At 48.7% G+C, this 21909-nt stretch carries 15 protein-coding genes; 3 read left to right on the top strand and 12 right to left on the bottom strand.

The window, feature by feature from the left end; all coding sequences use genetic code 11:
* Positions 1-67: 67 nt before the first annotated feature.
* On the top strand, positions 68-454 hold the full coding sequence (locus EZMO1_RS22985) for a hypothetical protein (RefSeq protein ID WP_034877951.1): 387 nt from the start codon (positions 68-70) through the stop codon (positions 452-454).
* Positions 455-572: 118 nt separating this feature from the next.
* Here the strand turns inward: EZMO1_RS22985 and EZMO1_RS22980 are convergent, their stop codons facing one another.
* The 7 genes from EZMO1_RS22980 to EZMO1_RS22955 form a co-directional block, all read right to left on the bottom strand.
* Complete coding sequence (locus EZMO1_RS22980; RefSeq protein WP_034877952.1) at positions 573-1220, bottom strand: 3'-5' exonuclease; 648 nt, start codon at positions 1218-1220, stop codon at positions 573-575.
* Between the two features lie 3 nt (positions 1221-1223).
* The gene (locus EZMO1_RS22975) at positions 1224-2618 is read right to left on the bottom strand and encodes a type I restriction enzyme subunit R domain-containing protein (RefSeq protein ID WP_420809950.1); all 1395 of its coding nucleotides are present in this window, start codon (positions 2616-2618) and stop codon (positions 1224-1226) included.
* 40 nt (positions 2619-2658) lie between these two features.
* Entirely contained in the window at positions 2659-3597 is a 939-nt protein-coding gene (locus EZMO1_RS28360; RefSeq protein ID WP_413783217.1) for a hypothetical protein, read from the bottom strand.
* Between the two features lie 131 nt (positions 3598-3728).
* Positions 3729-4775 carry a PDDEXK nuclease domain-containing protein gene (locus EZMO1_RS22970; protein WP_034877953.1) on the bottom strand — a complete coding sequence of 349 codons (1047 nt, stop codon included), beginning with the start codon at positions 4773-4775 and terminating at the stop codon, positions 3729-3731.
* Entirely contained in the window at positions 4772-6121 is a 1350-nt protein-coding gene (locus tag EZMO1_RS22965; RefSeq protein ID WP_160174097.1) for a restriction endonuclease subunit S, read from the bottom strand. The genes EZMO1_RS22970 and EZMO1_RS22965 overlap by 4 nt, the downstream gene beginning before the upstream one ends.
* Entirely contained in the window at positions 6118-7170 is a 1053-nt protein-coding gene (locus tag EZMO1_RS22960) for a PDDEXK nuclease domain-containing protein (RefSeq protein ID WP_187300040.1), read from the bottom strand. Before EZMO1_RS22960 ends, EZMO1_RS22965 begins: the two co-directional genes overlap by 4 nt.
* Entirely contained in the window at positions 7167-9551 is a 2385-nt protein-coding gene (locus EZMO1_RS22955; RefSeq protein WP_061509734.1) for a type I restriction-modification system subunit M, read from the bottom strand. Before EZMO1_RS22955 ends, EZMO1_RS22960 begins: the two co-directional genes overlap by 4 nt.
* A 185-nt stretch (positions 9552-9736) precedes the next feature.
* On the opposite strand from EZMO1_RS22955, the gene EZMO1_RS22950 reads away from it, so the two are divergent.
* Positions 9737-11482 (top strand): hypothetical protein, encoded by a 1746-nt coding sequence (locus tag EZMO1_RS22950; RefSeq protein ID WP_034877954.1) that lies wholly within the window; start codon positions 9737-9739, stop codon positions 11480-11482.
* Between the two features lie 841 nt (positions 11483-12323).
* Here EZMO1_RS22950 and EZMO1_RS22945 read toward each other — a convergent pair.
* Positions 12324-12884, bottom strand: a complete 561-nt coding sequence (locus tag EZMO1_RS22945; protein ID WP_034877955.1) for a recombinase family protein — start codon at positions 12882-12884, stop codon at positions 12324-12326.
* A 231-nt stretch (positions 12885-13115) separates the two neighbouring features.
* Between EZMO1_RS22945 and EZMO1_RS22940 the strand changes: the two genes are divergently transcribed.
* Positions 13116-13793: a class I SAM-dependent methyltransferase gene (locus EZMO1_RS22940; RefSeq protein WP_034877956.1), complete on the top strand. Its 678-nt coding sequence runs from the start codon at positions 13116-13118 to the stop codon at positions 13791-13793.
* Positions 13794-13857: 64 nt separating this feature from the next.
* Here EZMO1_RS22940 and EZMO1_RS22935 read toward each other — a convergent pair whose 3' ends face one another.
* From EZMO1_RS22935 to EZMO1_RS22920, 4 genes are all read right to left on the bottom strand, one after another.
* A complete protein-coding gene (locus EZMO1_RS22935; protein WP_244886718.1) occupies positions 13858-17163 on the bottom strand; it encodes a type I restriction endonuclease subunit R in 3306 nt (1101 codons plus the stop codon).
* 112 nt (positions 17164-17275) lie between these two features.
* The gene (locus EZMO1_RS22930; protein ID WP_034877957.1) at positions 17276-17875 is read right to left on the bottom strand and encodes a hypothetical protein; all 600 of its coding nucleotides are present in this window, start codon (positions 17873-17875) and stop codon (positions 17276-17278) included.
* Between the two features lie 17 nt (positions 17876-17892).
* Positions 17893-19281: a restriction endonuclease subunit S gene (locus EZMO1_RS22925; RefSeq protein ID WP_034877958.1), complete on the bottom strand. Its 1389-nt coding sequence runs from the start codon at positions 19279-19281 to the stop codon at positions 17893-17895.
* Positions 19281-21668 (bottom strand): type I restriction-modification system subunit M, encoded by a 2388-nt coding sequence (locus EZMO1_RS22920; protein ID WP_034877959.1) that lies wholly within the window; start codon positions 21666-21668, stop codon positions 19281-19283. The genes EZMO1_RS22925 and EZMO1_RS22920 overlap by 1 nt, the downstream gene beginning before the upstream one ends.
* Between the last annotated feature and the right edge of the window lie 241 nt (positions 21669-21909).

Below are 21909 nucleotides of genomic sequence, written 5' to 3'. Positions count from 1 at the left end.
GCTTTCTCCGTCACTCTGGGCAGCAGCCGTTTTAAAACCTGAAGGTAAGCCCAGTTCATTTGTACGAATGATGATAGACGACTCTGATAAACAGGTATCCGGTCAGGAGCTACAGGCTTATCTGAACTCTCTTTTGCGTGCAAATGCCATTTATGATGAAGCAGCCCGTAATGAGCAGCCTACATTGCATTTTTCCGTTAAAGCCAATCAGGCCGGCGATCTGGTGGTGACCCGAAAAACCCTGGAAGCCGACAAAATGGTTCTGGAAAACAATACACTGAAAGTGTACGGCGTTGGTTACTCACTGCGATCGGAATGCTCCAGATCGGAGCAGCGATGCTGGGTTCTGTTCCCCAACAAAAATACACGCTGGATGGAAATCAGTTATGCGCCAAAGGCAGTTAAAGAACTGGCGACAGGGATAGGATTGTTGATCAAGGAAATGCAGCAGTAAAGGCTTAATAACCTGTAAGATGGCAGGCTTTCAGGTCTGCTCGGATGTGAGCAGACCCTTTTAATCAATAGGTATGAAGTCAGGAAAGCGAAACGCGGAGGCTGTTCCGCCTTTCCAATCAAACAGCGACCATCGCCTGCTTCTTCAACATCGTACCCACAGAAGCCTTTGCCGTTCGTGACAACTTCTTCATCAGCGAAAACGGCACTTCCTGAATCGAAAACTGGCTATCAAGATCATCCAGCATTCTCAGCCAAAGGTGGGCAGTCATTTCCGCATCGGCCAATGCCCGGTGGTAAACGCCTTCTGTTGGCAGGTTGTTGTATTTAACCAGTGTGCCCAGCTTATGGTTCGGCGCATTCTGATAGAGTCGTCTGGCAATCAGCATGGAACAGGCAAACGCACCACCGTAGCGAGTGTCTGCCCTATCCATTTCAGCATCCAGAAATTTCTTATCGAACGAGGCGTTGTGAGCTACTAAATTGTGATGACCGATAAACTCGCCAAACTCCTTTATGACCGCTTCGCATGATCCGGCGTTTTTCACCATTGCATTGGAAATGCCCGTGTAGCTCTGGATAAACGAATTAATCCGGATGCCGGGGTTCATCAACTGCTGGAATCGGTCGGTAATACGCCCATTCTCAATCAGTACGGCACCAATCTCGATGGCCCGGTCGCCCATATCAGGCGACAAGCCGGTGGTTTCAAAATCGAGTACAACAACGGTATCAGCCAGACTTTTACTACTCGCCTTAACTGGCATACATCACCCTTTCAACATATCAAACACAACCCGTGCAAACCCTCTTGCCACTTCCGGGTTAGAGAGGTACTGCATCATCATTTCCTGATGTGCTTCATTACTGTCCATGACCGCATCGTCAATCGCCTGCGGGAAGTCGCCCAGCAGAGCCTGTTCCGCTGTGTTGTTTTCGATCTGCTTCATTACGGTGTCGTTCTCGGTGAGCTTGTCTCGCACCGTATAGGCGTAGTTGATCAGATCGCCATCACTCAACTCGTCGGTGATAAACAGCTGATTCAACCGTGCGACAATCTGCGACAGGAACTCTTCCTTCTTGTCCTTCGGTTTGGCTGTGCCGCCACCATCGCCGGGTTCCAGTTCATAGCCTTCAGCGTCTTCCTTCAGTTCAATGTCCTGCTGACGAATCTTCGACAACCGATAATGGCTCATCACCACGTTATCCAGATCAATGTCGTCTTCTTCGATGACCTTTTCCCGCAGCCCTTCCCGTAACAAGGGACGCAGATAACGAGCGAACAGACTGAGTTTTTCCAGCTCCCGATCATCGTAGTCCACAATCTGGGACATGAACTCGTAGAAGCGGGTAAACGTGCCTAAATCCTTCTTGAAGATTTCCAGCCGGTCTTTTTCCTGCTTGCACTCTTTGAAGCTGTTCTCGGCATTGGCAATCAGCACTGCATCCTTTGTCTTCTTGGTGCGCTCGAACATTTCCTTTGCCTGAACATAGGCGGCAATGGCGGAACTGTAGCGTGTCTGCCAGCGATTGACCGCAGGCTTAACGATATTGCTCACTGCCGCATTACTTTTGCTCTTGGCAAGGAAGGCTTCGCAGAAACGCTCTACTTCGTTCCAGGTGAAGATACCGCTGGCACGGAGTTTTTCGTACAGGTCAAACACCTTGTCGGGGTCGGATACATCCGCCAGTTCTGCGGTCTGGTAGTACGGCTGGAACGCCTCAAGTATTTCTTCCGGCTCATTCACGAAGTCCAGCACAAAGGTGCCGCACTCCGCCTTGCCGGGGTACTGTCGGTTCAGGCGGGAGAGGGTTTGCACACATTCAACACCGCCCAACGGTTTGTCCACATACATGGCGCAGAGTTTGGGCTGGTCAAAGCCGGTCTGGAATTTGTTGGCGACCAGCATAATCTGGTAGTCATCGGTGTCGAAGGCTTTTCGCATATCCCGACCTTTCAGGTTCGGGTTCATGCCCTTCTCGGTAAACGTCTGGTCTAGCAGTGCGAGACTGTCTGGATCATTTTTGTGAAATTCCACTTCACCGGAAAAGGCAATCATCACAGCGATAGAACTCTCTTTTTTATGAGAAGTGTGTTCGCTGAGATATTTATCAAACGCCAACTTGTAACGCACCGCTTCCTTGCGGGAACTGGTGACTACCATCGCCTTCGCCTGACCGCCCAGCAGCCCCATCACGTGCTCTTTAAAGTGCTCGACGATGACCCGGACCTTCTGGGAAATATTGTGCTCGTGGAGCCGCACCCAGCGGTTCAGTTTTACTTTGGCTTTCTTGCTGTCTACCTCTTCGTCGGCGGCTTCGATCTTCTGTGCCAGTTGATACGCCACTTTGTAGTTGGTGTAGTTTTTCAGCACATCGAGAATGAACCCCTTCCTCAATGGCCTGACGCATGGAGTACACATGAAACGCTTCCGGAAGATTTTTGTCGGAGGCGGGTTCATTCGGGTTGGGCAGACGACCAAACAGTTGTAGTGTCTTCTCTTTGGGTGTTGCCGTGAATGCATAGTAGTTCAGGTTGCTGCTGCCTTTGCGAGCGGCACTCGTTCGGGAAAGAGCCGCATCCAGCACATCTTCAGACGACAGCGGTTTATCTTCATCCCCGTCTTCCGCACTCTTATCCGAAGCATCCACCATCAACACTTCTTTCAATTTACGGGCGGTGGAGCCGGTTTGTGATGAATGGGCTTCGTCGGCAATCACAGCGTAACGCCGTTCTTTCAGGCTGGTGCTGTTTTCGATGGCGGCCAGCACATAAGGGGAAGGTTTGAATGGTGACGATAATAATCGGCTGTGCGCTTTCCAGAGCCGATGCCAGCTTCTCCGACTTGGAGCCGTCGCCTTCTTTATTGTTGATGCGCCCCACCACACCGTCGGCGTATTCAAACTGGTAGATGGTGTCCTGAAGCTGGTCGTCCAGCACGGTTCGGTCGCCGAATCCACCGGAAAACTTTTGCAGAATTTCTGCCATTCCTTCGGCTGGGTGTTCTTCACAAAATCCAGTACATCGCGGGTATACAACGCCGTTTCCCGGTCGTACTGGTCGCCACTGCCGAGCAACCAGCCTTTGGCTTGCAGGCGGGCGATCATGTCGTTTTGAAAGATGGATTCGGTGGTACTGTCCATAGCATTTACTTCAATGTTGGTGAATCAGTCCTTAAATGGAACTGATCGGTATCAAATTGGGACTTTTCCGGTTGTGTAGTCACGGTTTGCTGAATTTGTCTCCACAGTGCGGAGACAATTCAAGGAGTCTGTTACTTGGTTTTATTGTCAATGCGTTTTCGGGCGTTGTGAACGGCTTGTTGGAAGCGTTCTTCCAATAGCGCTTTGGATGGCATCTTGGTGAGGTAGTCTGCAATATGGATATCACTGTCATGCAGTCCCAATAACTCAATTTGTTCTTGCTTTTTTCCTGCACAAAGTATGATGCCAATAGGCGATTCTTCGCCGGGTCGTCGATCGTATTTATCAAGCCAACGCAGATACAGCTCCATCTGACCTTTGTATTCGGCCTTAAAATTATCTTTTTTCAGCTCAATAGCCACCAAGCGGTTAAGGTCTCTGTTATAGAAGAGCAGATCAATATAGAAGTCGTCATCATCAATCAGCACTCGGTGCTGGCGGGCAACAAAAGTAAATCCCATACCCATTTCCAGCAAGAATTGTTGCATTTCCCGCAGGATGGCGTCTTCAAGGTCTTTTTCCAAAAAGGTGTCATTTAAATCGAGGAAGTCAAGCAGATAAGGCTCCTTCAGTACAAAGCTTTCATTGATTTTGCCTTTTTCCCGCAATTGGTTCAGATCGTGTTCTATGGTTGTTTCCGGCTTTCTGGACAGCATTGTGCGCTCGTACATCAAACTGCCCATGCGATTTTGCAGGGTTCGGGTTGACCAGCCTTCTTGGGCAGCCATCAGGTAATAGAATTCCCTTTTCAAGTTATCTTCGATGTAGATCAGTGCTTTAATATGGGTCCAGCTCAATTGTCTCCGCACTGCGGAGACAATCTCAAGGTCGGCAAAAGTCTCCGCAAAGCGGAGGCAATGATGGAGCTGTTTGTTGCTCCAGCCCCTGCCAAAAGTCGCTGTCAGCTTTTTAGCCAGATCGGTGATAATTTGCTTGCCATAATCGGCTCGCTCGCCTTTCAGTACTTCAACGTTGATACGTTGCCCCACCTGCCAGTAAAGCAGGGTCAGCTCGGCATTGATTGCCACGGCAGCACGCTGTTTGGCGGACCGAATCAGGTCTTTGATTTCGCCGAACAGGTTGTCTGGCTGTTTCGATGAATCGGGTGTTTTGCTCATGCGGTGGCCTCTGCGGGGTGTTCTTTTTGTTTTGCTGGTTGCCAGTCACGGACGTCGATTTTGCCGGTGACGGCGGCGGAGATCAGGGCGGTGCGGCGTTCTTGCATAAACTCTACAGCTTGCTCACATGCTTCTATTGGTTGGTTGAACTGTTGTTTTTGAGCTGCAATAAAGCGACTAATTTCAACCTGTTCATCTTCTGGAGGGATTGGTGTTTTTGCTTCTTTAAGGTGAGTAGGACCAAAGTTGGGCTGGCATGAACCCGTCATAGCTACGCCTAATTGTTCTCGGCAAGCTTCTGATTGCAAAAAGAGCTGTATGTAGTCCAGCACCAATGGCTTATGCTGCAATTCGTTTAAGCGAATCGTACTTGTATTGAGTATGACTTTTTCACTACCTTCATACGTCGCAACCTTTCCCCATGAATTACCAGAGCTTGAGAGCAATATGTCGCCTTTATTCACAGTAAAGTGTTGATAACTTTCTTTATATTCATCTGTTGAGATGAACTTTTCTAACTTGGAAAAATTAATCCCATCTTCCGTAATATTCGTGACGCAGATTACTCTTGTGCCATCATCTTTGAATTGCCATGTTCTTAATCCAGGTCCTTCCTGCATGAATGCCAATTGACCAAGCTTAGTGACCCTCCAATGCTCCGGCACTTCCCCAAGCCACTCCACACCGGAATCCTTCATCGGTGCATTTGGGTTCAGCCCTTTGGTGACGGCATGACTGATCAACGCCTGTCGTTTTTCTTTCAACAACCGGATCAGGGATTGCTGCTCTTCGATCAGGGTGTCGATTTTGGCGGTTTCGTGGTCGAGGAAGTTGGTAATTTTAATCCGTTCTGATTCAGTTGGTGGATAAACCACAGGCAAATTTCCCAACGCTTCAGCCGTCAGTTTTGGTTGTGCTGATCCACTTACGAGAGGAGCAATATCAATATTGTTCAAAGACCTTGCCCAATAGCGATTTATTCGGTCTTTCGCTTTTAATATATGAGCGTGGTTATTCACCCAATATTTTCCGTCAGCTAGAAATGCTAACGGTGTTGAGCGTGCAAGAAGGTTTGCCCCATCCTCACCATACAAGATGGTTTCGCCCTCAAAAATATAATCATCAACATAATCAATGACTCCAGAGGCACCGTAATAAGGATATTTGCCCTGCCTTTTTCCACGTTCTTCAGAGCTTAAAGGTATTCGGAATTTATCCAAATTATCAGTAACAAATTTCACACGACCCACAACCCAATGCAATGGAATTTGTGGGAAATCATCAACCCCAGATTCCTTATATTCCGGATAGGCATTGTACCTGCTCTCACTCACAACTCGATTCACCACTCACCTCCCAGTCCCTGTTCAATTTCTTCAATGCTGGGCAGTTGCGATTGCAGATTTTCCGGCAGTGATTCGGTCAGTTGGTATTCCGAAACACCAATAGGCTTTTGAATATCACTGAGGGCGTATTCCGCCACGAGTTTGTCCTTGTTCTTGCACAGCAGAATGCCGATAGTGGGCGCATCCCCTTCTTTTCGTAGTTGTTCGTCTACGGCTTTAATGTAGAAGTTCAGCTTACCTGCGTGCTCCGGTTCAAAGTCCACAGCCTTTAAGTCAATCACTACATGGCAATGAAGATGAGTATGGTAAAACAGCAGATCGATATAAAAATCCCGTTGTCCTACTTGTATATGAAACTGCTTGCCCATGTAGGCAAAACCTGATCCCAGTTCCAGCAGAAACTGAGTGATATGCTTAATCAATCCCTGTTCCAGCTCTCGCTCTGTGTAGTTATCAGTGAGGGCAAGAAAGTCAAACATATAGGGGTCTTTCAGGGTTTGCTGTGCAAGGTCGGACTGGACGGCAGGCAGCGTTGCATTGAAGTTGTTGGGCGCTTGCCCCTTCCGCTGCCAGAGTCCATTTTCAATCTGGTGAGTTAGGACGTTTCGGCTCCAGCCATGTTCTATGGTTTTGCCCACGTAATACAGAGCTTCAGCCGTTGTTTGGCACTTGCTGATTATCTTCAGGTTATGTCCCCAGGGAATCGACGTTAATTGGCCAACAAGCTGTTGGCTTTTTTCAACCTCATCTCGGTAGAACAGGTGCCACTGACGGATGTATTTGATGTTGCTGAGGGAAAAGCCTTTAATATCAGGGAATTCGCTGCTTAAATCCTTATTAAGCTGCTTTAAAAAACCATCCCCCCAATTTGCTTGAGCCTGCCGCCGAACAATGTCTTCTCCCAGTTCCCAGTAAAAATTCAGCAGGGTAGAGTTCACCTGAACGGCTGCTTTGAGTTGAGTTGACAGCACTTTCTGTTTAAGGTTTTTCAGCCAGCTTTTGTATTCGTTATTCAGGCTCAGGTTAATGTTGTTTTTTGGCTTGCTCATGAATGAACCTCTTTCAACAGGTTCATGATTCTAGCACTCACCGCATCCAGATCGGCATCAATGGCTTCCAGCGCACGGGGCGGCTGGTACACATAGAAGTGTCGGTTAAAGGGAATCTCGTAACCCACAATACCCATCTCGCCATCCCGGGCATCGCACTTGTCGGCATTGATCCAGGCATCGGGTACATGGGGAGCCACTTCACGGTTGAAGCAGGTTTCGATCAGTTCACGGGTGGTCACGGACGGATCAAGGGGAATGTTCTCGTTGTCCCGCAGGTCGCCATCGGTCTGGAATTCGACGACTTTGCCCTGATATTCTTTGACAGAGCCAGAGTATTCGAATGCGCCGTACAGTGGCTGGGCTTCTTCCTTCAGTATCTTTTTGATGACGGGCTCGGCTTCGGGGTTTTTCAATGTAACGGCATCAAGAAACTGCTTACGCTCCTTGGCATCCAGCTTCATGCCAAACCCTTTGAGCAGGTCTTTCAGTGTTGCATCAAACTCGTTGAAGTCATTCCATTGAAGTTGTTCCAGATTTCCTGCAATCATCGCCCCTTTGACAGCTAGAAAATGATGGAAAATCCAAATTTTATGACTCAGGACTTCTTTGATCTGTTTTTCTTTTAGTTCTTTAAACTCTTTTTTGATTTTGCTGCGAATAACTTCTTCGTTGTCTTGCCACAAGGCATCTAACTTTGCCGGGCTGCTGTCTTCATACCCCTGATCAAAAATGGCGTCAAAGTTGGTGCGAAATTCATGGTACATCCACCGCATGACATTGTTGTATGGCTTAGGTGCAAATTTCAGTGATCGCAATGCTTCAATCGTTATATCCACCGATAAGCGCAGTGGACGTTCCACGGTAATACGACGGTAGCCGAATTCATGGCTGTCGAAGATTTTGGATGCGAAGTTGTCTTCCGATGCTTCACTGGCAATTGCTCCTGCATTGCCAGCACTTCCGCCTTTATGCCCTTCAGGGTAATCCGTAGCGGTCGCAGTAAATTCGCCAAAGCAACGGGTAATCATCGCCCGGTCTTCCTTGCTCATAATATTGCGCTTGGAGCCAAGGGACTTACGCATCTTGCCGCACAGGTTCACGCCGTTAATCAATTGCACCTTGCCTTTGCGCTCGTCGGACTTTTTATTGGTCAACACCCACACATAGGTGGCGATGCCGGTGTTGTAAAACATATCCGTGGGCAGGGCGACAATGGCTTCGAGCAGATCGGATTCGAGAATATAACGGCGAATCTCGCTTTCACCACTGCCTGCACTGCCGGTAAACAGCGGCGAGCCGTTGAGGATAATGCCGATGCGGCTGGGGTTTTGATTATCAGGAGTGACATCACGGAATTTGCTGATCAGGTGCATCAGGAACAGCAGCGAACCGTCGGACACTCTTGGCAGGCCGGGACCGAAGCGACCGTCGTAACCTTTGAGGGTGTGTTCATCTTTAATGGTGCCTTCGATCTTCTTCCAGTCCACCCCGAACGGCGGGTTAGACAGCATGTAGTCAAACCGGTCGCCGCCGAGGTGATCGTTCGACAGAGTGTTGCCCAGTTTGATGCGGCTGACATCCTGCCCCTTGATCAGCATATCGGCTTTACAGATGGCGTAGGATTCCGGGTTCAGTTCCTGGCCAAAGGCTCGAATTACTGCGTCTTTGTTGTGTTCGTACACATATTCTATACCGGACGACAGAAAGCCGCCTGTGCCAGCGGTGGGGTCGTAGATGGTGCGGATAATGCCTTCTTTGTTCAGGGCATCGTCGTCTTCCATAAACACCAGCGAGGTGGTGAGTTCGACAATATCCCGTGGGGTAAAGTGTTCACCGGCGGTTTCGTTGGAGGATTCGGCAAAGCGGCGGATCAGTTCTTCAAATACAAGCCCCATGTCGTGGTTGCTGATGCCTTTTGGATTAGTGGGCGTTTGGGGACTCAGGTCGATGTTGGTGAACTTCTGAACCACCTTATACAACAGGTTGGCTTCGTTCAGGATGCCGACAAATTCATCGAACTTGAAGTGTTCAAAGATTTCACGGGCATCACGGGAGAAGGACTGAACGTAGTTTTCAAGGTTGTCTTTGATATCACCCTGACCCATCTTCGACAGGTTCATGGGGGAGGTATTGAAGAACGACAACTTTGAAGCTCGCAGCAGCATTTTTTCCATGCCGTCTTCCGGCAGGTTCATGGTTTTTACTTTTTCGTGCTGGGCGACGACGGCTTCCTTGGTTGGCTCCAGTACACATTCCAGACGGCGCAGGAGGGTGAACGGCAGGATGATGCGTCCGTATTGGGATTGTTTGAAATCGCCCCGCAGGAGGTCGGCGACGGACCAGATGAAGGCGGCTAGGTTGGTTTGGGTGTTTGGCATGTTGGTGACCGGTAATGCTTGCGTCCGGCTGCTGGTGGTGCGGACTGCTTTGAATGTGGGTATTGGGGGCTAGGTTACAGGAAAGGGGGTGGTGTTTGAATGCTGGTAGAGAGTGAATAATCGTTTACACTCCAACGGCTGTTGGGTACAGAGAATCAGTATTACTGAATCAGTGGGAGTATTGAATGTCTTCATTGCAAACAGCCTTGGAAACAGAAACCGTCGAAACGCTTAAAAAATGCTATGTAACGTATTTTGGAGTGAAGCCAAAGCAGGTTCGTAAAGCATGGCTGACGGAAGCTATGGCAGAAGGGTTGTCTGATGAGGCTCTTGTAAAGCCTTATTTTCAGAACCTTTCTGAACTGGAAAAGTCGCTTGTTAAAGAATCTGTGTTTAACTACAAAGGGCTGGTTGAGAGGGGGCGTTTCGAGGCTAAGTATGGTGATTTCCCTGAAGATGATGAACGATATGGAATGTTTTATTACGGTCCGGGGATTGCCAAGCCGCTTTCGGTGTTTTTTTATTCTGTAGACCGATACGATTCTTCTTCGGTGAAAATTCCTGATGAATTGCAGGCTGTTTTGAAGCGGTTTATTGATGAGCCGGAGGTAGATGCGTTACCTGTCGATACGTTGCCTGAAACTCTGCCTGACGGATATCAGGTGTTTGAGCGTGAACAAGTTGCCCAGTCGGAATTTCATTCGTTGCTGATGTTGCTTCAGAATAAGCAGATCAAGGTCAGTGATAAAACGGGTGTTGCGTCATTGGCAACATTAAAGAAAGTGACCAAAGAGGTTCATGAGTATTACGACGATGAGTCTTGCCGTGAAGCCAAAGGTATGCAGTATATTGCTTCCTTTGGGTGGCTTAGAATGATGGGCAACAGTAAGTTCACCAAGCAATCAAAAGCGACACTGGTTCAGGCAAAGAAAACCAGCAGCCATTTTTCTGAAAATATAAAAGACATCTGGGATCAATGGGTCAGTAATCGAAAGTTTGATGAGTTTAATCGCATCAATAACATCAAAGGGCAGACCGGCAAAGGAAAGCGTTACTTTACGGATGTCGTCAACAGAAGGGAGGATATCATTGGCTATCTGAAGGATTGCCCTCAGGGAAAGTGGATCAACTTTAGCGATTTCTCCAAATACCTGTTTCTAACAGGTTCCGAACTCGAAATTACGACAGAGTCTCACTATCTCTACATTTATAATTCTGATTGGGGTGAGTTTTACAATGCGGCATGGGATCAGTTGGAAGCCCTTTATTTGCGTTGCTTTTTAGTGGAGTATGCGGCGACTCTCGGGCTTGTGGATGTGGTGATGGCTGCTCCCAATGAGGAGGGCGTGTATTACGACGACTTTGGTGATATGGAGTGCCTCAGTCGTTACGATGGATTACGCTTTTTCAGGCTGACCCCTTTGGGAAGTTATGTATTGGGTTTGACGGATAGTTATGAGTCAAAGAGCCCTGAAAGAAAAGCAACCAGCTTGAGCATTCATCGTCAGGGACGCATTGTTTTTGACAGCAAACCCGAGCCTTGGGAACAGCAGTTTTTATCGCTTTACGCCGGGAAAAGCAAAGAAACTGACTGGAAGTTATCACGGAAAAAAATCATGGAAGCCACACAGGTAGGTGGCAGCGTTGAAGAGTTGAAAACGTTCCTGATCGACAGAGAGAGCCAGCCTTTTTTACCGGAAGATTGTGAAGGCTTACTGAAGCAGGCTGAAGCAAACCGGGAAGGTGTCAAACTTCAGAGCCATGCGCTGATTATGACTTGTAAGAGTAAGGAAATCGTCGATCTGATTATGAATGATAAAGTGTTGTCGAAGTGGTGCCAGTGCTTAGGAAAGCTGCAGATTGTTATACCGGAAAACAAAGAGAAGGCATTCAGGGACAGCCTGAATGAACTGGGTGTGGGTGTCGTGTGATTGTAAGCCTCCCCAAACTGCCGCTGCCACGTAAGCCCGTTGCTGTTAATGAACTGCATAACATCAGTAACATATTATAAATTATGAGAATAATGGACTTTGTTAAATCTTACGGGCAGTAATTTGGGCAGAATGTTTCTTCTTGATTGAGAGTAATTACACCACTATAAAAAAGGGAAAATAATGGCTTGGAAAAAACTTACTTCCACTATTTCACGGAGTCTTGTTTCGTTGTTTAGTGAGCGTTATTCAACGAATAACTGAACCACTATAAAAAAGGGGCAATTTGGGTTCAGAAAAAGCATACATACCTGTCGATAGATCAGCTTCGTGTTCGGATATTCAAAGCAGTGAGTCGGGAAGAGCAAGCAGTACCAGAGGCATGTCCGGGCGGAAGCAAAGCAACCTGCCACGTTCTACACTGATACTGCCTGCTTATACTAAGACTGCATTTCATGCTGGTAGTTCCACTCGTGCAGATTAGTACTTTGCAAATTAAGAAAGCCTTCGTCTGGTTCGACTGATTGAGGTTCAATTCCTCAAAGTGGTTCACCAGCTCGAAGGCTGTGCGCCTCGACTACACGCTATATCACCCGATCCAGTTTCGGGGATGTCAGCGTCAGCCTAGAGGTGTGCGGAAACCGTCAGCTGGATCAACTGTCCTCAGTGGAATTCCAAGGCATATCACCAGACTGTAAGCTTCGTATTCAAAGTAGTACTGATTTAACAAAAAGCTAGTGCCAGCAGCATCTCCGGGCGACTGCTTGGCAGCCTACCACGGCCTATACTGGCACCAGCTTCAATAGATATGACCTTGTTCCTTGTATTTAGTTCATGTTGCTCAAGGAGCCGCTGACAGCATGTTATGCAATGTCTGCCGACTGACTCCGTACTCTAATGCCAGGGCCTTTTTCTGTTCACCGGAATCAAGGCGTTCCACTATTTCTGCCAGTTGAACGTCTGTAAGTTTCGGCTTTGCGCCGATCTGCTTCCCCTGCTTTCTGGCAGCGGCGATACCTTCTCGCTGACGTTCACGAATCATGCTGCGCTCGAATTCGGCAAAGGCTCCCATCATCTGAAACATCAGCTTATGCATTGGGTTACTGTCACCGGAGAACGTCAGGTTTTCTTTGTGGAACTGAATGCTGATACCTTGGTCGGTTAGTTCTTCAACCAGCGTCTGAAGGTCTTTAAGGCTGCGTGCAAGGCGATCTATGGAATGGACATGCAAATGGTCGCCTTTTCGTAAGTGGCGCAGACAGGCTTTTAATTGAGGCCGGTTAGTGTCTTTGCCGCTGCAATGATCTTCAAAGGTGGCATCCAGCTCAATGCCATCGAGTTGGCGGGCGGTATTTTGGTCAACACTGCTGACCCGGATGTATCCGACGTTCTGACCGTTCATGGCGGGTTCCTCTACTTCTTATTCTGAGTAAAGGGAAAACTAGACCCTGCTTTACACGCTGTCCAGTTGGTCGGAAATGAGTTTATTGGACACGGCAGGTCAATGACTTAGCGAGATGGTGTGATGTGTCCAACAAGTACACTCTTTTTTGCATCCTCAAAATGGTTTTAACCAGTTACCTGTGTTTGAATCAAATGGCAATCAGAAAATTGTTGATACAACCGAAATAATATGACTTCACATAATTCAAAGATAACAGAAGATCAGATTTATAAAGGGCAAGCTGTCTACAGCAAAAGAGTCCTGAACATATACGATATTGCCGTTCTCGGGGTTTCCAATCGATATATCTGGAAATGCACGACCCCTATCCTGCTGGACTGGTTTAACCAGCATGTTTCCAGCAACCATTTGGAATTGGGAGTGGGTACTGGATACTTTCCTGATCACTGCCACTTCCCCTCCAAGACTCCACACTTAAAGCTTGTTGATCTGAATCAGGGCGCTCTCGGCTATGCCAGTGAACGTTTACGACGTTACCGCCCAAAAACACAAGTTCATGACCTGTTAAAACCATTCGATAAACATTCAGAAACATTTGACTCAATCAGCCTGAATTATGTACTTCATTGTTTGCCAGGAAATTTGCAAACCAAGGCAATCGTTTTTGACCATATTCTGCCGCTGTTAAACACGAATGGCACAGTATTCGGCTCTACGATTCTACAAGGGGGTGTGAAGCGAAATTTAGCTGCCAGCTGCTTGATGGGAATATACAATCGCAAGGGCATTTTTAATAATACTCAGGATGATCTGGATACGCTTCATAATGAGCTGAATGCTCGCTTCGCATCTGTTGATATCAGGGTAACTGGATGCGTAGCCAGATTCTCCGCTAAGGGATATTGATTCCCCGAGTAAAGTGCTCCGTACAGAGGGCAAAATGAACTCTGCACGGAGCAATCTCTGCTCATCACCCTTTCAACATATCAAACACAACCCGAGCAAACCCTCTTGCCACTTCCGGGTTAGAGAGGTACTGCATCATCATTTCCTGATGCGCTTCATTGCTGTCCATGACCGCATCGTCAATCGCCTGCGGGAAGTCGCCCAGCAGAGCCTGTTCCGCCGTGTTGTTTTCGATCTGCTTCATTACAGTGTCGTTCTCGGTCAGCTTGTCTCGCACCGTATAGGCGTAGTTGATCAGGTCGCCATCGCTCAACTCGTCGGTGATAAACAGTTCATTCAACCGCGCGACAATCTGCGACAGGAACTCTTCCTTCTTGTCCTTCGGTTTGGCTGTACCGCCACCGTCGCCGGGTTCCAGTTCATACCCTTCAGCGTCTTCCTTCAGTTCAATGTCCTGCTGACGAATCTTCGACAACCGATAATGGCTCATCACCACGTTATCCAGATCAATGTCGTCTTCTTCGATGACTTTCTCTCGTAGCAGCGGGCGCAGATAACGGGTGTACAGGCTGAGTTTTTCCAGCTCCCGGTCGTCGTAGTCCACTATCTGTGACATGAACTCGTAGAAGCGGGTAAACGTGCCTAAATCCTTCTTGAAGATTTCCAGCCGGTCTTTTTCCTGCTTGCATTCTTTGAAGCTGTTCTCGGCATTGGCGATCAGCACTGCATCCTTCGTTTTCTTGGTGCGCTCGAACATTTCCTTTGCCTGCACATAGGCGGCAATGGCGGAACTGTAGCGTGTTTGCCAGCGATTGACCGCAGGCTTAACGATATTGCTCACTGCCGCATTGCTTTTGCTTTTGGCAAGAAAGGCTTCGCAGAACCGCTCCACTTCGTTCCAGGTGAAAATACCGCTGGCACGGAGTTTTTCGTACAGGTCAAACACCTTGTCGGGGTCGGATACATCCGCCAGTTCTGCGGTCTGGTAGTACGGCTGGAACGACTCCAGAATGTCTTCCGGCTCATTCACGAAGTCCAGCACAAAGGTGCCGCACTCCGCCTTGCCGGGGTACTGTCGGTTCAGGCGGGACAGGGTTTGCACACATTCTACACCGCCCAACGGTTTGTCCACATACATAGCGCAGAGTTTGGGCTGGTCAAAGCCGGTCTGGAATTTGTTGGCGACCAGCATGATCTGATAGTCGTCGGTGTCGAAGGCTTTGCGCATATCCCGACCTTTCAGGTTCGGGTTCATGCCCTTCTCGGTAAACGTCTGGTCTAGCAGTGCGAGACTGTCCGGATCATTTTTGTGGAACTCTACTTCGCCAGAGAAGGCAATCATCACAGCGATAGAACTCTCCTTTTTATGAGAAGTGTGTTCGCTGAGATATTTATCAAACGCCAACTTGTAACGCACCGCTTCCTTACGGGAACTGGTGACCACCATCGCCTTAGCCTGACCACCCAGTAGCCCCATCACGTGTTCTTTAAAGTGTTCGACGATGACTCTGACTTTCTGGGAAATATTGTGCTCGTGGAGCCGCACCCAGCGGTTCAGTTTTACTTTGGCTTTCTTGCTGTCTACCTCTTCGTCAGCGGCTTCGATCTTCTGTGCCAGTTGATACGCCACTTTGTAGTTGGTGTAGTTTTTCAGCACATCGAGAATAAACCCTTCCTCAATGGCCTGACGCATGGAATAGATATGGAAGGCTTCAGGTTTATTCTTTTTAGAAGCGGGTTCATTCGGGTTGGGCAGACGACCAAACAATTGCACGGTCTTCTCTTTGGGTGTTGCCGTGAACGCATAGTAGTTCAGGTTGCTGCTGCCTCTTCGAGCGGCACTCGTTCGAGAAAGAGCCGCATCCAGCACATCTTCAGACGACAGCGGCTTATCTTCGTCAACGTCATCCGAGTCCACCATCAACACTTCTTTCAGCTTACGGGCGGTAGAGCCGGTTTGTGATGAATGGGCTTCGTCGGCAATCACGGCGTAACGGCGTTCTTTCAGACTGGTGCTGTTCTCAATAGCCGCCAGCACATAAGGGAAGGTTTGAATGGTGACGATGATAATCGGCTGAGCACTCTCAAGGGCCGATGCCAGCTTCTCCGACTTGGAGCCGTCGCCTTCCTTATTGTTGATGCGCCCCACCACACCGTCGGCGTGTTCAAACTGGTAGATGGTGTCCTGAAGCTGGTCGTCCAGCACAGTTCGGTCGGTAATCACAATCACCGAATGGAACTGCTTGTTGCCTTCGCCATCGTACAGGGTGGAAAGCTGATGGGCGGTCCAGGCAATGGAGTTGGATTTACCGGAACCGGCACTGTGCTGCACCAGATACTTGTTGCCCGTGCCTTCCATCTTTGCTGCGTCGATCAGCTTGGTCACGACATCCCACTGGTGATAACGGGGAAAGATCAGGGTTTCCTTTTTCGACTTGCGGCCTTCCCAGTCTTCCTTTTCTTCGATCTGCAAATGCACAAACCGACCGATAATGTTCAGCAGGTTATCGGGCAGCAGCACCTCGTTCCACAGGTACTCTGTTGCATACTCGTTTTGATCGTCAGGAACATCATTCCCTGCACCGCCTTCTGCCGTGCCTTTGTTAAACGGCAGGAAGAAGGTATCGCTGCCCGCCAGTTTGGTCGCCATATACACTTCGTACTGACTCACGGCAAAATGCACCAGCGCACCGCGTTTAAAGGTCAGCAGCGGTTCCGGCTTGCCGGTTTCCGGGTCTTTGGGCAGGCGGGTCTTTTGATATTGCCGCTTGGCGTTTTCAGTGGCCTGTTTGAATTCCGATTTCAGCTCCAGTGTTGCCACGGGCAGACCGTTCACAAACAACACCAGATCAATGCGCCATTTCTTTGCTTGTTTGCCGGTTTCTGCCAGATGTTCTGCTGTAGCATAAGGTGAATACACCAGCTCTGGCACCACACGACAACGGTTTTCTTTGTAACGAGCCAGCGTATCCGGATTCAAACTGTGTTCCGGCATAAACTGGCACAAGGAGAATCGGGCGTTGCGAATCTTCAACCCATGACGCAACACGCCCAGGGTGCCAAAACTGCGTAGCTCCTTATCAATGGCATTGGCATCGGCTTTCTTTAGCTGGTTCACCAGATGGCTGATAAAATGCTGCTCCGAATCCACCGGAAAACTTTTGCAGAATTTCTGCCATTCCTTCGGCTGGGTGTTCTTCACAAAATCCAGTACATCGCTGGTATACAACGCCGTTTTCCGGTCGTACTGGTCGCCACTGCCGAGCAGCCAGCCTTTATCCTGTAGGCGGGTGATCATATCATTCTGAAAGGCCGATTCATTCACTTTGCTCAAGCGAGAGTGACCAATTGATGGAGCTGATTTCATCATGTAAAAGGCTTCTTGTGCGCCGCCTTGTTGCATCTCAATAACATGTCTGCGCTGGGGTTTCTTCGGAGTTTCCTTGTTTGCAAACTTTGAAGGTTGCTTATCGTCAGTATTGTTATGGTCGTTCATCCTTAACCTCTGTACTTGTATTCGACTTCAGGCAAAGTGAGCAGCTATCAAATTCAACTTCTAATGGCTTTCTTGGGGAAGAGGAGTCCAGATCGGCCCCTATAAATAGAGCGCCAGTCAGCGCAAAAGCTATTGCGGAGTAGCGAATATAATTCAGTGACCGATTCAGCAAACTCAATCTCTTGTCGTTAAGCTTTGCATTACTTCCAGAGCAGGCGCTGTATTCCTCCAGAAGGTGGTCTATGAACTGACTTCCAGCAGACTCGACGCTTTCCAGTTCTTTACGGTAAGCATCAATCTCGCTGACCAGGGGAAGGTAGCTGTATTCATTACCCGTATATGCCGAAGATAATAAAACTCCTGCTTTGCAAACCAAAATGACAGTAATCACCCCAGTAGCGACAAAACCTGCAAGAACATAACCATTTGCCTCCAGTGCAAACGTTTTGAACATATAAATCAGCAAACTGACTTCAGTGACAATAATGGCGAATCGAGTCTGGCATTGCGATGTAATGGCATCTTTGCGACCAATCTCAAGGCTGTACTGCTCTCTGTACAGGTCGAGAACTGCTTGTTTCTCCATTTGTATTTGTTATTCCTTCAGTGTTGTTTTTGGGGATTCTTCCATCCGCGCACGTCGATTTTGCCGGTGACGGCGGCGGAGATTAGGGCGGTGCGGCGTTCTTCGAGCAGTTTTATTGATCGCTCTGCATCGGTTACTGCACTATTCATATGGTTTAATCTGTGATCAAGAAAAGCATCTATGGCATACGCTTCTTCCAGTGGCGGTCGAACTGTACTGATTGTTGCCAGGCTACCCTGATCAATGGTTGTCATTGTTGTCGTTTTCGACCTACGAATAAATTCTTGTGACACCGGCTGAGAATTTAAATAGCGAGTCAAAAACTTTGGAGAAACCGATTGCTTTTTAGGCTTTCCATTGACGATATGACATTCAAAAACAACGTCTTCAGACTCACTCAAAAAGCACGCAGATCGACCAATTCCTTCGAGCTTTAAAGACGAGCGGACAAAGAAAATATCGCCGCTATCGACTTTATACACTTCCCGCTCTTCTGGTGTTGTTTGTACTCGATCCAAGGAGTCCTGCTCGATAAAATGCTCGTCAACGTACAAGTCGCTAACATTAACCAATAGACTTCCAGAGCCAAACTGATCTTTTTTCTTGAACAAACCATTTTTCATTGGTTCAACGAGTAAGTCTTTTAGCCGCTGTACCTCCCAATGCTTCGGCACTTCCCCAAGCCACTCCACACCGGAATCCTTTATCGGTGCATCAGGGTTCAGCCCCTTGGTGACGGCATGACTGATCACCGCCTGTCGTTTTTCTTTCAACAGCCTGATCAGGGATTGCTGCTCTTCGATCAGAATGTCGATTTTAGCGGTTTCGTGGTCGAGGAAGTTGGCTATCAGCTTCTGTTCATCACTTGGAGGAAAAGGAATTTTTAACTTTTTTAATTCACCGAGACTTATGCGTATTCTGGTTGTGCCGGTCGATACTAATTCTGCGTTTATCCTTACGACATCGCAATTTATAGCCCAAACAAGGAAGCGCAGATCAACCAATCTGAGATTCGGGGTCATCTTTATACAATCTGCAACGATCACATATTCAGGATAATCGTTGGCTACAATTGCAGCCCGTGCGACAGGTTCAGCCATTTTAGCGACAACCACATCCCCCGGAAGAGCTACATGCCTGCAAAGCTCTTCCTTTTTTTCTTCCGTGACAAACTTCATGTTACGTAGAAGATGTTTGCTATCTCGAATGTTGTTTAGCTGGATGAGTGGGACTCCAGAAGGTTTATAGTCGCTACTTTTTAAATCCGAGCCAAAAGGACCGTCAACGAAAGCGGTTCTCTCTTCTTTGGCAAGGAAGCTTAATCGCTTCTCTACCCAATGTGCGGGGAGTTCAGTTCGATAATAATTGCTGTAACGGTAGTGATCGTAAGCTTTGGTAAGTTCCATCACGAATGCACCTCCGCCAACAGCTTCATAATGCGCCCGCTGACCGCATCCAGATCGGCATCAATGGCTTCCAGCGCACGGGGTGGCTGATACACATAGAAGTGTCGGTTAAAGGGAATCTCGTAACCCACAATACCGATCTCGCCATCCTGGGCGTCGCACTTGTCGGCATTGATCCAGGCATCGGGGACATGGGGAGCCACTTCGCGGTTGAAGTAGGTTTCGATCAGTTCACGGGTGGTCACGGACGGATCAAGGGGAATATTCTCGTTATCCCGCAGGTCGCCATCGGTCTGGAATTCGACGACTTTGCCTTTGTATTCAAATGCGCCGTACAGTGGTTGTGCGTCTTCCTTCAGTACCTTTTTGATGACAGGTTCGGCTTCGGGGTTCTTGCAGGTAACGGCATCGAGAAACTGCTTTTTCTCTTTGGCATCCAGCTTTAAGTTAGCGGCTTTGAGGGCGGCTTTCAGGACTTTGTCGAACTGGTTGAAGTCGTTGGACAGTTCTGTGCCCTCGTTACCATAAAGAGTATCTTGCAGGGTTTGGGCTTTCTCCATCAGCCCCCGCTGGAACAGCCAGAGTTTGTCGTTCAGTACCTCTTTGATCTGCTTCTCTTTCAGTTCTTTAAAGTCTTTTTTGATCTTGGTGCGGATGGCTTCTTCGTTGTCTGTGAGCGTTGTATGACACTCATCGCCGTATTCGCTGTGAATCCAGCGCATGACAGCGTTAAACGGTTTGGGTGCATAGCGTAGGCCTTCTACGGCTTCGTCCGTGATCTGGGCTGACAGGCGCAGTGGGCGTTCTACGGTAATACGACGGTAGCCGAATTGATGGCTGTCGAAGATTTTACTGGAAAAGGTTTTAGTTGCCCTCACTTTTGAGGAGTCTGACTGGCGACCACGGTTACTTTTCTGTTCAGCAGGCTTGGTCGCTCCCGGCATCCTTGCCTCCCGCGACACTTGTGCATCCTGCACATCGTCTAATGCTTGCTGTTCAACCGCCTCAAATCCACCAAAGCAACGGGTAATGGTTTTAATATCCGCTTCGCTCATGATGTTGCGCTTGGAACCAAGGGACTTTCGCATTTTTCCACACAGATCCACGCCGTTAATCAACTGCACCTTGCCTTTGCGCTCGTCGGACTTCTTATTGGTCAGCACCCACACATAGGTGGCGATGCCGGTGTTGTAGAACATATCCGTAGGCAGGGCGACAATGGCTTCGAGCAGATCGGATTCGAGAATATAACGGCGAATCTCGCTTTCACCACTGCCTGCACTGCCGGTAAACAACGGCGAACCGTTAAGGATAATGCCGATGCGGCTGGGGTTCTGATTATCCGGGGTGATGTCCCGGAACTTGCTGATCAGGTGCATCAGGAACAGCAGCGAACCATCGGATACTCTTGGCAGGCCGGGACCAAAGCGACCGTCGTAACCTTTTAAGGTGTGCTCATCTTTGATCGTGCCTTCAATCTTCTTCCAGTCCACCCCGAACGGCGGATTAGACAGCATGTAGTCAAACTGGTCGCCACTCAGGTGATCGTTCGACAGAGTGTTGCCCAGTTTGATGCGGCTGACATCTTGCCCCTTGATCAGCATATCGGCTTTACAGATGGCGTAGGATTCCGGGTTAAGCTCCTGACCAAAGGCACGCATGACAGCGTCTTTGTTGTGTTCGTACACATATTCCATACCGGACGACAGAAAGCCGCCTGTCCCTGCGGTGGGGTCGTAGATGGTGCGGATAATGCCTTCTTTGTTCAGGGCGTCGTCGTCTTCCATAAACACCAGCGAGGTGGTGAGTTCGACTATATCCCGTGGGGTAAAGTGTTCACCGGCGGTTTCGTTGGAGGATTCGGCAAAGCGGCGGATCAGTTCTTCAAATACTAGACCCATGTCGTGGTTGCTGATCGCTTTGGGACTCAGGTCGATGTTGGTGAACTTCTGAACCACCTTATACAACAGGTTGGCTTCGTTCAGGGTGCCGACAAATTCATCGAACCTGAAGTGTTCAAAGATTTCACGGGCATCACGGGAGAAGGACTGGACGTAGTTTTCCAGGTTGTCTTTGATGTCGCCCTGACCCATCTTCGACAGGTTCATGGGGGAGGTGTTGAAGAACGACAGACCGCCGGGGCGATCTGATGATTGGGTAGCCCGCAGCAGCATTTTTTCCATGCCGTCTTCCGGCAGGTTCATGGCTTTTACTTTTTCGTGCTGGGCGACGACGGCGTCTTTGGTTGGCTCCAGAACGCATTCGAGGCGGCGCAGGAGGGTGAACGGCAGGATGATGCGTCCGTATTGGGATTGTTTGAAATCGCCACGTAAGAGGTCAGCTACGGACCAGATGAAGGCGGCAAGGTTGGTTTGGGTGTTGGGCATGTTGGTGACCGGTAATGCTTGCGTCCGGCTGCTGGTGGTGCGGACTGCTTTGAATGTGGGTGTTGGGGGCTAGGTTACAGGAAAGGGGGTGGTGTTTGAACGGCTTGCGAACGGTTCGCTACGAGTTCGCTATTTGTTCGCTATGAGTTCGCCATGAATTCGTGGAAGGTGTTTTAAGCTCTCTACTACAAAGTCACTAACGGTTAGCTAACCGTTCGGAAAAGTGACTTTTCAGATTTGT

This window comes from Endozoicomonas montiporae CL-33 (assembly GCF_001583435.1).
Classification (GTDB): domain Bacteria; phylum Pseudomonadota; class Gammaproteobacteria; order Pseudomonadales; family Endozoicomonadaceae; genus Endozoicomonas_A; species Endozoicomonas_A montiporae.
Note: the sequence above shows the minus strand (reverse complement) of the source record. Positions and strands in the feature narration are given on the sequence as shown.

Excerpts from the sequence above, each read along its gene's own strand:
- EZMO1_RS22985 (WP_034877951.1), top strand. The coding sequence starts at position 68 with ATGATGATAGACGACTCTGATAAACAGGTATCCGGTCAGGAGCTACAG.
- EZMO1_RS22980 (WP_034877952.1), bottom strand. The coding sequence starts at position 1,220 with ATGCCAGTTAAGGCGAGTAGTAAAAGTCTGGCTGATACCGTTGTTGTA.
- EZMO1_RS22975 (WP_420809950.1), bottom strand. The coding sequence starts at position 2,618 with ATGGTAGTCACCAGTTCCCGCAAGGAAGCGGTGCGTTACAAGTTGGCG.
- EZMO1_RS28360 (WP_413783217.1), bottom strand. The coding sequence starts at position 3,597 with ATGGACAGTACCACCGAATCCATCTTTCAAAACGACATGATCGCCCGC.
- EZMO1_RS22970 (WP_034877953.1), bottom strand. The coding sequence starts at position 4,775 with ATGAGCAAAACACCCGATTCATCGAAACAGCCAGACAACCTGTTCGGC.
- EZMO1_RS22960 (WP_187300040.1), bottom strand. The coding sequence starts at position 7,170 with ATGAGCAAGCCAAAAAACAACATTAACCTGAGCCTGAATAACGAATAC.
- EZMO1_RS22955 (WP_061509734.1), bottom strand. The coding sequence starts at position 9,551 with ATGCCAAACACCCAAACCAACCTAGCCGCCTTCATCTGGTCCGTCGCC.
- EZMO1_RS22950 (WP_034877954.1), top strand. The coding sequence starts at position 9,737 with ATGTCTTCATTGCAAACAGCCTTGGAAACAGAAACCGTCGAAACGCTT.
- EZMO1_RS22945 (WP_034877955.1), bottom strand. The coding sequence starts at position 12,884 with ATGAACGGTCAGAACGTCGGATACATCCGGGTCAGCAGTGTTGACCAA.
- EZMO1_RS22940 (WP_034877956.1), top strand. The coding sequence starts at position 13,116 with ATGACTTCACATAATTCAAAGATAACAGAAGATCAGATTTATAAAGGG.
- EZMO1_RS22935 (WP_244886718.1), bottom strand. The coding sequence starts at position 17,163 with ATGATGAAATCAGCTCCATCAATTGGTCACTCTCGCTTGAGCAAAGTG.
- EZMO1_RS22930 (WP_034877957.1), bottom strand. The coding sequence starts at position 17,875 with ATGGAGAAACAAGCAGTTCTCGACCTGTACAGAGAGCAGTACAGCCTT.
- EZMO1_RS22925 (WP_034877958.1), bottom strand. The coding sequence starts at position 19,281 with ATGGAACTTACCAAAGCTTACGATCACTACCGTTACAGCAATTATTAT.
- EZMO1_RS22920 (WP_034877959.1), bottom strand. The coding sequence starts at position 21,668 with ATGCCCAACACCCAAACCAACCTTGCCGCCTTCATCTGGTCCGTAGCT.